This window comes from Pseudomonas lactucae (genome assembly GCF_016937615.1).
GTDB classification, from domain to species: Bacteria; Pseudomonadota; Gammaproteobacteria; order Pseudomonadales; family Pseudomonadaceae; genus Aquipseudomonas; species Aquipseudomonas lactucae.
The window spans coordinates 20,773-33,261 of sequence record NZ_JAFHKI010000002.1 but is presented as its reverse complement, the minus strand read 5'-3'; the positions used below and the strand labels follow the sequence as shown (position 1 = coordinate 33,261).

The following is a 12,489-nucleotide window of genomic DNA, read 5'->3' as shown; positions in this document are numbered from 1 at the left end:
GAGGGGCTGTGCCCCTGCCTCATTTGAACAGTGTCTAATCAGTTATAAATCAGCCCGCCAAACCGACGAACATATCCTGCACGTCATCATGGTTGTCCAGGCCTTCCAGGAACGCCTCGACTTCAGCCATCTGCTCATCGGTCAAACCGCTCACCGGGTTTTTCGACAGGTAACCAAGCTTGGCCGACAGCACGGTAAAACCCTGCTCCGGCAGTGCTTTCTGGACCGCGTCCAGGTCGGTGGTCTCGGTGATAAACAGGGTCGTCCCCTCTTCCTCACCGGCTTCAAAGTCCTGAGCTCCGGCTTCGATGGCGGCCATTTCCGGATCGGCGTCCGGCGTGTCCGGCGAGGCTTCGATCAGACCCACATGGTTGAAGTCCCAGGCAACCGAGCCCGAAGCCCCCAGTTGACCCTTGCGGAACGCCACGCGGATCTCCGCCACGGTGCGGTTGATGTTGTCGGTCACACATTCAACGATCAGCGGCACCTGGTGCGGGGCAAACCCTTCGTAAGTCACACGGTGGTATTGCACGGTCTCACCGAGCAGACCGGCGCCCTTCTTGATCGCGCGGTCCAGGGTTTCCTTGGGCATCGAGGCTTTTTTGGCCTGTTCCACCACCAGCCGCAGGTGGGCGTTGGTCGCGGTGTCGGCACCGTTGCGGGCGGCGATGGTGATTTCTTTCACCAGCTTGCCGAAGATCTTGCCCTTGGCATTGGCTGCCGCTTCTTTATGTTTGACTTTCCACTGTGCGCCCATGACTCACTCTCTGATATCCATAGCGCCGAGACGTCTACTGGCCGGCGCTTTGGGGGCAGAGTTTATAGCGCGAGAACGCATCGTTCCACCAAAAAACCCTCAGGGCGCCAACTCGAAAAACGCCTGGATCAAGCGCAATGAGCGACGCCGCTCCATGCAACCGAGCAAATGCCGATTGACCAGCCCGGCGCCCTGGATCGCTATCGCCAGCACGCGAGGGTCCGGGCTGACCTCCATCGACGACACCACCCCCACCCCCAATTGCGCCGCGACGGCTTCGGTCACCGCCTCACGGCTGTCCAGTTCCAGCAGCACGTTGGGCTGCACACCGGCGGCCAGGCAAGCCCCATCAAAGGTGCGACGGGTGATGGAGCCAGGTTCGCGCAGCACCATGATCACCTCGTGCAGTTGCGCCAATTCAATGCCCTTGTCCGCCGTCGCCCATGGATGCCCGCTGGGCACCAGCGCACAGATCCGCGACTCGTTCAAGGGCTGCAGGTGCAAGCCATTGCGCGGTTCCACCTCGGTGAGCACCGCCACATCCACGTGCTCGGACAACAACGCGGCCAGGGTTTCCTGGGCATTGCCCAGGCGCAGGTTCACGGTAATGCCTGGGTATCGCGCGCGCAGGCGCGCGATCAATGGCATCACCAGGTGCGGACCGTCCGCCGCCACTTCCAGGCGCCCGGTGAGCAATTGGCGATTGGCTTCCAACAGGGCCTGCGCCTCGTCCACCAGGCCGAAGATCGAGCGGGTGATCGCCGCCAGGCGCACGCCTTCCTCGGTCAATTCCACCCGTCGCGCGGTGCGGCGCAGCAGCGGGATCTGGTAATGCTCCTCCAGGGCCTTGATATGCCCGGTCACCGCCGGCTGGCTGATAAACAGCCGCTTGGCGGCCTGGGTAAAGCTGCCCTCGCGGGCCACGGCATCGAATGCGCGCAGTTGGAACAGGTTCATTGTTATCGGCCTCACTGATAGCTCGCATAACAACAAACAATTTGATTGATAACAAGCCAAACTGCAATTTAGGCGCCGTAGAGTCAACCCGTTGTTTTGCGAGGACACCCGATGACCACCGCCGCGCCCATCCTGCTCACCCCCGGGCCGCTGACCACGTCTGCTCGAACCCGTCAGGCAATGACGCAGGATTGGGGCTCATGGGACGAGGATTTCAACCAACTCACCGCCAGCGTCTGCGAGCAACTGCTGGCGATCCTCCATGGCGCCGACAGCCACCACTGCGTGCCGTTGCAGGGCAGCGGCACGTTTGCCGTCGAAGCGGCCATCGGCACGTTGGTCCCACGCAACGGCAAGGTACTGGTGCTGATCAACGGCGCCTACGGCAAGCGCCTGGCGAAGATCTGCGAGGTGCTCGGCCGCGACTTCAGCACCTTTGAAACCGCCGAAGACGAACCCACCACTGCCGCTGATGTAGACCGCTTGCTGCATGCCGACTCGACCATTACCCATGTCGCGCTGGTCCACTGCGAAACCAGCACCGGTATTCTCAACCCGCTGGCGCACATCGCCCAAGTGGTGAACAACCACGGCAAACGGTTGATCATCGACGCCATGAGTTCCTTCGGCGCGTTGCCTATCGATGCTCGCCAAGTGCGGTTCGACGCACTGATCGCTGCCTCGGGCAAGTGCCTGGAAGGCGTACCGGGCATGGGTTTCGTCTTCGCCGACAAACAGGCGCTGGCCGCCGCCCAAGGCAATTGCCATTCCCTGGCGATGGACCTCTTCGACCAGCACAGCTATATGGCCAGGACCGGCCAATGGCGCTTCACCCCGCCGACCCACGTGGTCGCCGCCCTGCACGAAGCGCTGCGGCAATACGCCGAAGACGGCGGCCTGCCCGCACGCCATCGACGCTACGCCAACAACTGCCAGGCGTTGCTCGACGGCATGGCCGGGCTGGGCTTGCGCAGCTTCCTGCGGGCCGATATCCAGGCGCCGATCATCGTCACCTTCCATGCCCCGCAAGACCCGCACTACCGCTTCAAGGAATTCTATGAACGGGTCAAGGCCCAGGGTTTCATTCTGTACCCCGGCAAATTGACGCGGCTGGAGACGTTCCGCGTCGGTTGCATCGGCCATGTCGACGCAGCCGACATGCGCGCCGCCGTTACCGCCATCGCCCAGGCACTGCAAGCGATGGGCATCCCCCTCTCACCCTTTGGATCGCACCCATGAACTATCAAGCCCCCAACACGCTCCAGGCCGTGATCCTCGATTGGGCCGGCACCGTGGTCGACTTCGGCTCCTTCGCGCCCACCCAGATCTTTGTCGAGGCCTTCGCCGAGTTCGGTGTGCAGGTCTCTATCGAAGAAGCCCGAGGCCCGATGGGCATGGGCAAGTGGGACCACATCCGCACCCTGTGCAACCAGCCGCAGGTCGCCGAGCGCTACCGCGAGGCGTTCGGCCGCACGCCCACCGACGACGACGTGACCGCGATCTACCAGCGCTTCATGCCGTTGCAGATCGAAAAGATCGCCGAGCACTCCGCACTGATCCCTGGCGCCCTCGACACCATCGCCCAGCTGCGTGCGCACGGTCTCAGAATTGGCTCCTGCTCCGGCTACCCCAAACAAGTGATGGACAAGGTCGTGGCACTGGCGGCCACCAACGGCTACATCGCCGACCATGTGGTGGCCACCGACGAAGTGCCCAACGGCCGACCCTGGCCGGCCCAGGCGCTGGCCAACGTCATCGCGCTGGGCATAGACGATGTGGCGGCATGCGTGAAGGTCGACGACACTGTGCCGGGCATCCTCGAAGGCCGTCGCGCCGGAATGTGGACCGTGGCACTGACCTGCTCCGGCAATGCGCTGGGCCTGACCTATGAGCAGTTCCGCGCCCTGGATAACGCCACACTGGCCAACGAGCGCAAGCGCATCGAGGCGATGTTCGAAGGCTCACGCCCGCATTACCTGATCGACACGCTCACCGACCTGCCGACGGTGATCGCCGATATCAACCAGCGCCTGGCCCGCGGTGAAATGCCGCAGAGCCACTGATAGAGGTCAAAACAGCGGCATTCGCACCGGGCAATCCGATCAAAACAGGCATACAGTTAAAACACTGCGTCACCAAAGAACGCAATGCTGTTCCGTGAAAAATCTGTGCCTGTGGCGAGGGCGCTTGCTCCCTCACCACAGGCTTGCCCTGATGAAATGAGGAAACCCAGCGATGCCGTGGAAAAATTCCGATACGCGCTACAGCACCATGTCGATTGCGCTGCACTGGTTGATGGTGGTGCTGCTGGCGGTGGTCTACGCCTGCATTGAGTTACGCGGCCAGTTCCCCAAAGGCAGCGGCGCCCGCACGCTGATCGTCGAGATGCACTTCATGCTCGGCCTCACCGTGTTTGTGCTGGTGTGGCTGCGCCTGTTTGCACGCAGCCTGGGGGTTGCACCGAAGATCGTACCGGCGCCGCCGCAATGGCAAAGCCTGTTGGCCACGCTGATGCACCTGGCGCTCTATGCGTTGATGATCGGTATGCCGATCGCCGGTTGGTTGGTCGTCAGCGCCGAAGGGCATTCGGTGCTGTTCTACGGCATGGAGTTGCCGCCGTTGATTGGCGAGAACAAGGCCCTGGCCAAGCAGATTGAAGGCTGGCATGTGTGGTTCGGCAAGCTCGGTTATTGGCTGATCGGGCTGCATGCATTGGCGGGCATCTTTCACCATTACGTGGTGCGCGATAACACCGCCTTGCGCATGATGCCGGGCAAGCGCGCTAGCCTGTAAACCCTCGGCGACCTTGCAGGCCACCGGTGTGCACGAAGATCAGGCGAGTGTCGGGCGCGATACGTCCGGCCTCGATCTGTTGTTTCAACGCCAACAGGGCCTTGCCGGTGTAGAGCGGTTCCAGTAGCAGCCCGCAGGCTTGCTCGGTGGTATCAATGAAATCGAGCAACACCGGATCGACCTTGGCGAAACCGCCGCGGCTGGCGTCCACCAGTTCGTAGCCGCCTGACACCAGGGCGCTCACGTTCTGCGCCACCCCGTGATCGTCCGGCACAGCCAGCGCGCCGTACACCGGATGCACGCCCGCCTCGGCCAATACCAGCCCGGCCAGCGTGGTGCCGGTGCCCGCTGCCAGCCACCAGGCGTCGTAGGCGGGCCAGCCCAGGTTGCTCAATTGCGCGCGGGCCTGTTCGACCAGCACCCTGCAACCCGTTGCGCCGGCCAATCCGCCGCCCCCTTCGGGCACGGGAGACAGGTGCGGATAACGCTCACGCCAAGGCGCCCAGAAACCCGGCTCATGACGCGCGCGATAGCCGCCGTAACCCAGCCAATGCAGCTGCATGCCGAACGCTTTCAAGTCCAGGACAGTGGGTGTGTCTTGTGGATGGCCGCGCAGCAGGCCGACGGTGGGAAAACCAAAGCGTCTCCCCGCCGCCGCAAGCGCGTGCAGATGGTTGGAGTAGGCACCCCCCAGGCTGATGATGCCGTGGGCATCGGCCTGTCGGGCCTGGGCCAGGTACTCGGTGAGCTTGAACCACTTGTTGCCGCTGATCAGCGGGTCGATGCGGTCCAGGCGCAGCACGGCCAGTTCGACCCCGTTCAGCCAGTCCAACTGCAAGGGTTCAAGGGGAGCCTGGGGCAGCCAATCGAAGGGACCCATTGGGGGCGCATCTGCATGAAAAAAGGTGCGGTAGTCTAACACCGCACCTTTGGTTGACCGTTCGCTCTTTACAGCTCGGCGGCAAGGCGCGAGCCCTGGTTGATGGCGCGCTTGGCATCCAGCTCGGCCGCCACGTCCGCACCGCCGATCAGGTGCACGTTCTGGCCGGCCGCGACCAGACCGTCGTGCAGTTCACGCAACGGATCCTGGCCGGCGCAAATCACGATGTTGTCCACCGCCAACACCTGTGGCTCGCCTTCGGCGCCGATGCGGATATGCAGGCCGTCGTCGTCGATTTTCAGGTACTCGACACTGTTGAGCATTTGCACCTGCTTGTTCTTCAACCCGGTGCGGTGGATCCAGCCGGTGGTCTTGCCCAGGCCGTCGCCGACCTTGGACGCCTTGCGTTGCAGCAGGAATACCTCACGCGCCGGCGCATGGCGCTCGGGCTTGATCCCGGCCACGCCGCCACGGGCTTGCAGCTGGGTGTCGATGCCCCACTCCTTCCAGAACGCTTCGCGGTCCAGGCTGGTGGACACGCCTTGATGCACGAGGAATTCCGACACGTCAAAACCAATACCACCGGCGCCGATCACCGCGACACGCTTGCCCACCGGCTTGCGTTCAAGGATCACGTCCAGATAGCTCAGTACCTTGGCGTTTTCCACGCCTGGAATGGCCGGTGTGCGCGGCGCAATGCCGGTGGCCAGGATGATTTCGTCGTAGCCACCGGCCGTCAGTTGCGCCACATCCACCCGGGTCTCGAGGCACAGTTCGACATGGGTGGTCTGCAACTTGCGTTTGAAGTAGCGCAGGGTTTCGAAAAACTCTTCTTTGCCCGGCACACGCTTGGCGATGTTGAATTGGCCGCCGATTTCGCTGGCCGAATCAAACAGCGTCACTTGGTGGCCCCGCTCGGCCGCGACCGTCGCAGCGGCCAGGCCGGCAGGGCCGGCGCCGACCACGGCAATTTTCTTGATCTGTTGTACCGGCAGGTAATTCAGTTCGGTCTCGTAGCACGCGCGCGGGTTAACCAGACAGGTCGTCAGCTTGCCGCCAAAGGTGTGGTCCAGGCAGGCTTGGTTGCAGCCGATGCAGGTGTTGATTTCATCGGCACGGCCGGCGGCGGCCTTGTTGACGAACTCCGGGTCGGCCAGGAACGGCCGCGCCATGGAGACCATGTCCGCATCGCCTTCGGCAAGGATCTGCTCGGCGATTTCAGGGGTGTTAATGCGGTTGGTGGTGATCAACGGGATCCGCACCGCACCGCGCAATTTGGCGGTCACTTTGCTGAACGCGCCACGCGGCACCTTGGTGGCAATGGTCGGGATACGCGCTTCGTGCCAGCCGATACCCGTGTTGATAATCGTCGCGCCGGCCTGCTCGATGGCCTTGGCCAACTGCACGATTTCTTCCCAGGTGCTGCCGCCTTCCACCAGGTCGAGCATCGACAGACGGAAGATAATGATGAAATTCGGGCCAACCGCTGCGCGCACACGGCTGACGATTTCCACCGCCAGGCGCATGCGGTTTTCATAGCTGCCGCCCCAACGGTCGGTGCGGTGGTTGGTGTGGGCGGCCAGGAACTGGTTAATGAAATAACCTTCGGAACCCATGATTTCCACGCCGTCGTACTCGGCCACCTGGGCCAAGAGCGAGCAGGTGACAAAATCCCGGATCTGCTTTTCGATGCCCTCTTCGTCCAATTCCTTGGGCTTGAACGGGTTGATCGGCGCCTGGATCGCGCTTGGCGCCACCTGCTTGGGGCTGTAGGCATAACGGCCGGCGTGAAGGATCTGCATGCAGATCTTGCCGCCCGCCGCGTGCACCGCCTGCGTGACGATCCTGTGCTTCTGCGCTTCTTCGTCGGTGGTCAGCTTGGCCGCGCCGGCGTACACCCCGCCTTCATCGTTCGGGCCAATGCCACCGGTAACCATCAGGCCCACACCGCCACGGGCGCGCTCGGCAAAATAGGCGGCCATGCGCTCGAAACCGCCAGGCTTTTCTTCAAGGCCGGTGTGCATCGAACCCATCAGGGTACGATTGCGCAAGGTGGTAAAACCCAAGTCCAACGGGGCCAGCAGATGCGGGTAGGCAGCAGCGGTCATGGTACAGCTCCACAACGGATCATCACGGGACGTGGGACGTTCGAATGACGCCCCATCGGTTTATATCCCACAGACTAAGAGTCGATGCCCTACCGCTCAATGACCGAAACTCACAACTTATTGATCCAAATGCACAGCACCCCTTGGCAAGCCGCTGCCAGAGCCCTACCCTAGTCAACGAACCCTGCACCCGGTCTGTTGTCTGTTGCCCCATGCGCAAACTTCTCGCTTTTACCGTCACCCTGGCTCTGGTTGCCGCCGTTGCCGCGTATCTGGTCTGGACTCAGGAGCGCCCCGTGGCGCATTACCTGTCGGACCTGCGCAGCACCCTCGCCGTCAACGAGGGCCAGCCTGCCGACCGCGGCAACCTGCTGGGCATCCAGCCGGAGCTGTTTCCCGCCGACTACCAGAGCCTGGAACGCCTGCACCTGAAACTCGCCGCCTATCTGCAGAACGCACGGGACCAAGGCCTGATCAATGACAAGACCATCGTGGTGCTGCCCGAGCATATCGGCACCTGGCTGATGCTGACCGGCGAAAAAAACGAGGTGTACCAGGCGCTGCACGCCAAAGACGCCATGCACTGGCTATCGATCAGCAACCCGCTGCAGTTCCTGCGCGCCTGGATCAGCGCTACCGGCGATGACCGCACCAACGACGCCTACCTGCGCATGAAAGCGCCGGCGATGGCACGCGATTACCAGGTGCTGTTTGGTGGGCTGGCCAAGGAGTTCGGGGTCACGCTGGTAGCCGGCTCCATCACACTGCCCAATCCCAGTGTGAGCCAGGGGCAACTGCAGGTCGGCCACGGCGCGCTGTACAACGCCAGCGTGGTGTTTGCGGCGGACGGTCTGCCGGTCGGCGATCCGCAGCGCCAGCTGTACCCGATCTACGATGAGCGTGGGTTTATCCAGCCTGGCGACGAAAACATCATCAGCGTGGTCGATACCCCAGCCGGTCGCCTCGGTGTGCTGGTGGGCAGTGACAGCTGGTACCCGGACAACTACCGCAAGCTCAACGAGCACGGCGCGCAATTGATCGCGGTACCGGCCTTTGTGCTCGGCCGCGAGACCTGGGACCGCCCGTGGCGCGGCTTCAAAAGCGTGTCTACGCCTCAGGAAATCAGCCTCAAACCCGAAGAACTCAGCGAAGGCCAAGCGTGGCGCCGCCTCACCTTGATCAGCCAGCCGCCGGTGAGCCAGGCAGGCGCCGGCGTGAGCGTCTTCCTGCGTGGGCAGTTCTGGGACCTGGGCACCGCCGGGCAAAGCTTTCTGAGCCACAACGGGCAGATCAGCGCCGACGGCGACGCCCGTGGCGCACGCTTACTGAATATCTGGCTGTAACGCCGTGAAGCCGGTGCGTCTGGGAGATCTGTCGGTGGGTTTCGTGCACACCCTGGCCGATGCCGTCGCCAGCCATGGCCTGGACCCACGACCGTTGCTGCTGCAATACGGTCTCGACCCTGCCCGCCTCGCCGAAGCCGGCGCGCGTTTGTCGATCCCGCGCTACATGCGCCTGGGCCATGCGGCGATTCAACTGACCGGCGACCCAGCGTTGGGCCTGCGTATGGGCCAATTCAGCCGTTTGAGCCAGGCGGGCCTGGCCGGAGTCACCGCCGCCCAGGCACCCACCGTACGCGAAGCCGCCCGCACACTGACGCGCTTTGAGCCGCTGTATGGGTCCAACTACCGTGGGCAATCGAGTTTTCATGAGGACACGGAAGGTGCCTGGCTGCGGTTCTATTCCATCAGCCCCTATAACGCCTACAACCGCTTTGTGGTGGATTCGGTCCTGTCCAGCTGGCTGCATCAGCTCTCCAGCCTGGCTCGACAACCGGTACAGGCGCAGCGGATCGACATTGAATTCGACGCCCCGGACTACAGTGAACACTACAGCCTGTTGGGCACCAGCCCGATCCACTTCGGCGCCGCTGCCAATCAACTGCGCCTCGGCCAGCTAACCCTGGCCCTGCGCAACCCGGACCATTGCCCGAGTACCTGGCAACTGTTGCTGCAACTGTGTGAACGCGAACTGGAGCAACTGACGCGCACCCGCAGCCTGCGCGAGCGCATTACCCGACTGCTCGGGCCGATGCTCCATGGCGGCCGGGAACCCGACCTTGAAGAAGTGGCGGCACGCTTGAAGCTGCCGACCTGGACACTGCGCCGCAAACTGGCCGAGGAAGGCACTCAGTTCCGCGCGATTCTCAACGATACCCGTCGCGACCTGGCCATGACCTACATTCGCGATACGGAACTGGCGTTCGGCGAGATCGCCTACTTGCTCGGTTTTGCCTCGGCCCAAGCGTTTCAACGGGCATTCAGGCGGTGGAATAACCAGACCCCAGGCGAATTTCGCCGCAGTCAACGGCATTGCGCCTGAAGTCGGTCTTACAGCTCGGTGGCGTCGTCGGCCGGATCCAGCGGATCCCATTCAAAGGCCTGGTACTCCAGCAGTTCTTCCTGATAATCGTCCATCGCGGACTCCTCTTCTTCGTTAAAAGCGGTTGCAGGATTAATGACCTGCACAGCCAGCCTAAAGTGCCGTCATGACGAAAAAAAGTCTGCGTCATGACATTCCTGCCCTTCGGGAGTAAACGTAGCAGTGTTATCCGGATTTAGGTATCTACATCACTTCAACAGGATGACGCGTAGCAAGGGTTTGATCGCGGCGGTGCGACGATTCGAAACGCCAGCTCCCACAGGGACTCTTCGTTGTGCTTCAGGACTTGCGTCGACTGCGAGTCTGCGCACCCGCGTCCATCGCCAGCCCCGCCGTGCGCTCCAGCGCATCGGCAAACCCTTCTTCGCCACCCAACTCAAGGACACCGGCGAGCGTGCCATTTCCACCACCATGGCGTTCGTACGCATCCTCGGCACCCTGCTCAAAGACCCCCAGGTGGGCAAGCTGATCGTGCTCATCGTGCCGGATGAATCACGCACCTTCGGCATGGAAAGCCTGTTCCGGCAGATCGGCATCCACTCCGCCGTAGGCCAGCTTTATACGCCCCAGGACGCCGGGCAATTGAGCTACTACAAGGAGAGCAAAGACGGACAGATCATGCAGGAAGGCCTGAGTGAGTCCGGCGCAATTTCCTCGTGGATTGCGGCGAGTACGTCCTACAGCAACCACGGCCTGATGACCGTGCCGTTCTATATTTTCTATTCGATGTTCGGCTTCCAGCGCGTCGGGGACCTGGCCTGGGCGGCAGGCGATGCGCGGGCGCGTGGCTTCCTGCTGGGCGCTACGGCCGGGCGCACCACGCTGATGGGCGAAGGCTTGCAGCACGACGATGGGCATAGCCATATCCTGGCCTCGGTGATTCCGTGCTGTGTGTCCTATGACCCAACCTTTGCCTACGAACTGGCGGTGATCATTCGCGAAGGCATGCGGCGCATGTATGTGGAGCAAGAGGACATTTACTACTACATCACCCTGCTCAACGAAAACTACCCCCACCCGGCGATGCCCGAAGATGTGGAAGAAGGCATTCTCAAGGGTATGTACCCGCTGAGCGTCGCCCCGCAGGCCCAGGTGCAACTGATGGGCAGCGGCTCGATCCTGCGCGAAGTGATCGCGGCGGCGCGATTGCTCGCCGAGGATTTCGCCGTGTACAGCAACGTGTGGAGTGCGACCAGCCTCACTGAGTTGCGCCGAGACGGGCAGGCGGCCGAGCGCTGGAACCTGTTGCACCCGGAAAGTGCGCCACGCGTGAGTTATGTGGAGCAAGGCCTGGCCGGACACACGGGGCCGATGGTGGTGGCGACGGACTACATGAAACTGTTCGCCGACCAGATCCGCCCTTTCGTGCCGAACCGACGCTTTGTGGCGCTGGGCACCGACGGCTTCGGGCAATCGGATACGCGGGAAACCTTGCGCGAATTCTTCGAAGTGGATCGACACTTCATCGCACTGGCGGCGTTGAAGGCGTTGGCCGATGACGGCGTGATCGGTCGCGATAAAGTCAGTGAGGCGATCAAACGCTACGGGATCAACGTCGACAAAGTCGACCCCGCGGCGGTCTGATTTATTGTGCAGGCGTCGGCAGCGGTGGAATCGCCTCTGTCGGCGCAGGCAGGTCCGGATTGGTCGGCGCCGGTGCAGGTGTTGGTGCCTCGGTCGGTGTCGGTGTCGCTGTCGGCTCTGGCTGAGGCGCGATCGGCGCAGGCTCGGCCGGCGGTGCCAGAGGCTGGGAAGCGGCGGGGTCCTCCTTCGGCGCTTCAACCTTCTCGGCAGCCGGTGCGGCCTTGGGTTCCGGCACACCCAGTTCCGCCTTCGGCTGCTCGGAAATATGCGCGGCCTTCTTTACTTCCTGAGGCAGGAACACGTCCACCAGCGCAAAGTAACGCTCGTAGAACTTCGGTGCCGAAACGGTCTCGCTGGCCACTTTCACCATCGAGTCATCGGTGGAGCCGATCGGCATCGACACCGAGCCCAGCACGCCCACACCCAGGCTCGCCGAGTTGTTGACCTTCTTCAACGCGTAGCGGTCCTGCAAGGCGTTGGCGAACATCGTTGAGTGATGGGTGCCTTTGCCGTCGTCGGCGCACACCACGTTGAAACTGATCTGCAGATGGGTTTCGCCGGTCTGCTGGAAACTCTTGTTACCCACCACCAGCTTCGGATCGCTGCTGGTAATAATGTAGCCCTGGCTCAGCAAGGCACGCCGGGCAGCTTCGCACGCAGCGGTATCACTGACCGGGTAATCCCGGGAAAACGTACCGGAGTCGTCGAAGTTCTCATGTTCGTAAATAGCGGTCTTGGGTGACGAGCAGCCCGCGGCGCCCGCCAACACCAGCGCCACCCCGAGGCTGCGCAAGTAAAATGATGTCGACATTGATAATCCTGAGGAAAACGGTCTGGCCGGTATTGTGCAACAGAAAGCGGCCTTGGCGCGCGCATTCCTGTCGGTAAAACGTCACAGGCGTATGCGACGGGGCCTGCAGGAACAGCTGCCACCTGCGGGGTGCTCTACCATCCTGGACAACGGCGCA

Annotated in this window: 11 protein-coding genes and 1 pseudogene; 6 read left to right on the top strand and 6 right to left on the bottom strand. The window is 62.5% G+C overall.

The window, feature by feature from the left end:
* Positions 1-49: 49 nt before the first annotated feature.
* Together JWR98_RS00390 and JWR98_RS00385 are read right to left on the bottom strand one after the other, a co-directional pair.
* Positions 50-757 (bottom strand): YebC/PmpR family DNA-binding transcriptional regulator, encoded by a 708-nt coding sequence (locus tag JWR98_RS00390; protein ID WP_003174804.1) that lies wholly within the window; start codon positions 755-757, stop codon positions 50-52.
* 99 nt (positions 758-856) lie between these two features.
* The gene (locus JWR98_RS00385; protein WP_078733767.1) at positions 857-1,714 is read right to left on the bottom strand and encodes a LysR substrate-binding domain-containing protein; all 858 of its coding nucleotides are present in this window, start codon (positions 1,712-1,714) and stop codon (positions 857-859) included.
* A gap of 111 nt (positions 1,715-1,825) precedes the next feature.
* Here JWR98_RS00385 and JWR98_RS00380 point away from each other — a divergent pair, with 111 nt between their 5' ends.
* From JWR98_RS00380 to JWR98_RS00370, 3 genes are all read left to right on the top strand, one after another.
* Positions 1,826-2,953 (top strand): 2-aminoethylphosphonate--pyruvate transaminase, encoded by a 1,128-nt coding sequence (locus tag JWR98_RS00380; RefSeq protein ID WP_205489100.1) that lies wholly within the window; start codon positions 1,826-1,828, stop codon positions 2,951-2,953.
* On the top strand, positions 2,950-3,777 hold the full coding sequence (gene phnX, locus JWR98_RS00375; protein ID WP_078733769.1) for a phosphonoacetaldehyde hydrolase: 828 nt from the start codon (positions 2,950-2,952) through the stop codon (positions 3,775-3,777). The genes JWR98_RS00380 and phnX overlap by 4 nt, the downstream gene beginning before the upstream one ends.
* 172 nt (positions 3,778-3,949) lie before the next feature.
* On the top strand, positions 3,950-4,507 hold the full coding sequence (locus JWR98_RS00370; RefSeq protein ID WP_078733770.1) for a cytochrome b: 558 nt from the start codon (positions 3,950-3,952) through the stop codon (positions 4,505-4,507).
* Here JWR98_RS00370 and JWR98_RS00365 read toward each other — a convergent pair.
* On the bottom strand, positions 4,497-5,387 hold the full coding sequence (locus JWR98_RS00365) for a 1-aminocyclopropane-1-carboxylate deaminase/D-cysteine desulfhydrase (RefSeq protein WP_078733771.1): 891 nt from the start codon (positions 5,385-5,387) through the stop codon (positions 4,497-4,499). The genes JWR98_RS00370 and JWR98_RS00365 overlap by 11 nt on opposite strands.
* 68 nt (positions 5,388-5,455) lie before the next feature.
* A complete protein-coding gene (locus JWR98_RS00360) occupies positions 5,456-7,495 on the bottom strand; it encodes an NADPH-dependent 2,4-dienoyl-CoA reductase (RefSeq protein ID WP_205489099.1) in 2,040 nt (679 codons plus the stop codon).
* 212 nt (positions 7,496-7,707) lie between these two features.
* Here JWR98_RS00360 and JWR98_RS00355 point away from each other — a divergent pair, with 212 nt between their 5' ends.
* Together JWR98_RS00355 and JWR98_RS00350 are read left to right on the top strand one after the other, a co-directional pair.
* Positions 7,708-8,838: a carbon-nitrogen hydrolase family protein gene (locus tag JWR98_RS00355; protein WP_078733773.1), complete on the top strand. Its 1,131-nt coding sequence runs from the start codon at positions 7,708-7,710 to the stop codon at positions 8,836-8,838.
* Positions 8,839-8,842: 4 nt separating this feature from the next.
* Positions 8,843-9,877, top strand: coding sequence for an AraC family transcriptional regulator (locus JWR98_RS00350; RefSeq protein WP_078733774.1), 1,035 nt, complete (start codon positions 8,843-8,845; stop codon positions 9,875-9,877).
* An 8-nt stretch (positions 9,878-9,885) separates the two neighbouring features.
* Here the strand turns inward: JWR98_RS00350 and JWR98_RS00345 are convergent, their stop codons facing one another.
* Complete coding sequence (locus tag JWR98_RS00345) at positions 9,886-10,023, bottom strand: hypothetical protein (protein ID WP_179119933.1); 138 nt, start codon at positions 10,021-10,023, stop codon at positions 9,886-9,888.
* 277 nt (positions 10,024-10,300) lie between these two features.
* Between JWR98_RS00345 and JWR98_RS00340 the strand changes: the two are divergent.
* Positions 10,301-11,521: pseudogene (locus JWR98_RS00340) on the top strand (transketolase-like TK C-terminal-containing protein); the annotation flags it as partial.
* Position 11,522: 1 nt separating this feature from the next.
* On the opposite strand, the gene JWR98_RS00335 reads toward JWR98_RS00340, so the two are convergent.
* On the bottom strand, positions 11,523-12,332 hold the full coding sequence (locus JWR98_RS00335; RefSeq protein WP_205489098.1) for a DUF2242 domain-containing protein: 810 nt from the start codon (positions 12,330-12,332) through the stop codon (positions 11,523-11,525).
* Between the last annotated feature and the right edge of the window lie 157 nt (positions 12,333-12,489).

Bases quoted from the DNA above. Each gene is read 5' to 3' on its own strand.
- JWR98_RS00370 (WP_078733770.1), top strand. From the start codon at position 3,950: ATGCCGTGGAAAAATTCCGATACGCGCTACAGCACCATGTCGATTGCG.
- JWR98_RS00335 (WP_205489098.1), bottom strand. From the start codon at position 12,332: ATGTCGACATCATTTTACTTGCGCAGCCTCGGGGTGGCGCTGGTGTTG.
- JWR98_RS00355 (WP_078733773.1), top strand. From the start codon at position 7,708: ATGCGCAAACTTCTCGCTTTTACCGTCACCCTGGCTCTGGTTGCCGCC.
- JWR98_RS00390 (WP_003174804.1), bottom strand. From the start codon at position 757: ATGGGCGCACAGTGGAAAGTCAAACATAAAGAAGCGGCAGCCAATGCC.
- JWR98_RS00380 (WP_205489100.1), top strand. From the start codon at position 1,826: ATGACCACCGCCGCGCCCATCCTGCTCACCCCCGGGCCGCTGACCACG.
- JWR98_RS00360 (WP_205489099.1), bottom strand. From the start codon at position 7,495: ATGACCGCTGCTGCCTACCCGCATCTGCTGGCCCCGTTGGACTTGGGT.
- phnX (WP_078733769.1), top strand. From the start codon at position 2,950: ATGAACTATCAAGCCCCCAACACGCTCCAGGCCGTGATCCTCGATTGG.
- JWR98_RS00365 (WP_078733771.1), bottom strand. From the start codon at position 5,387: ATGGGTCCCTTCGATTGGCTGCCCCAGGCTCCCCTTGAACCCTTGCAG.
- JWR98_RS00385 (WP_078733767.1), bottom strand. From the start codon at position 1,714: ATGAACCTGTTCCAACTGCGCGCATTCGATGCCGTGGCCCGCGAGGGC.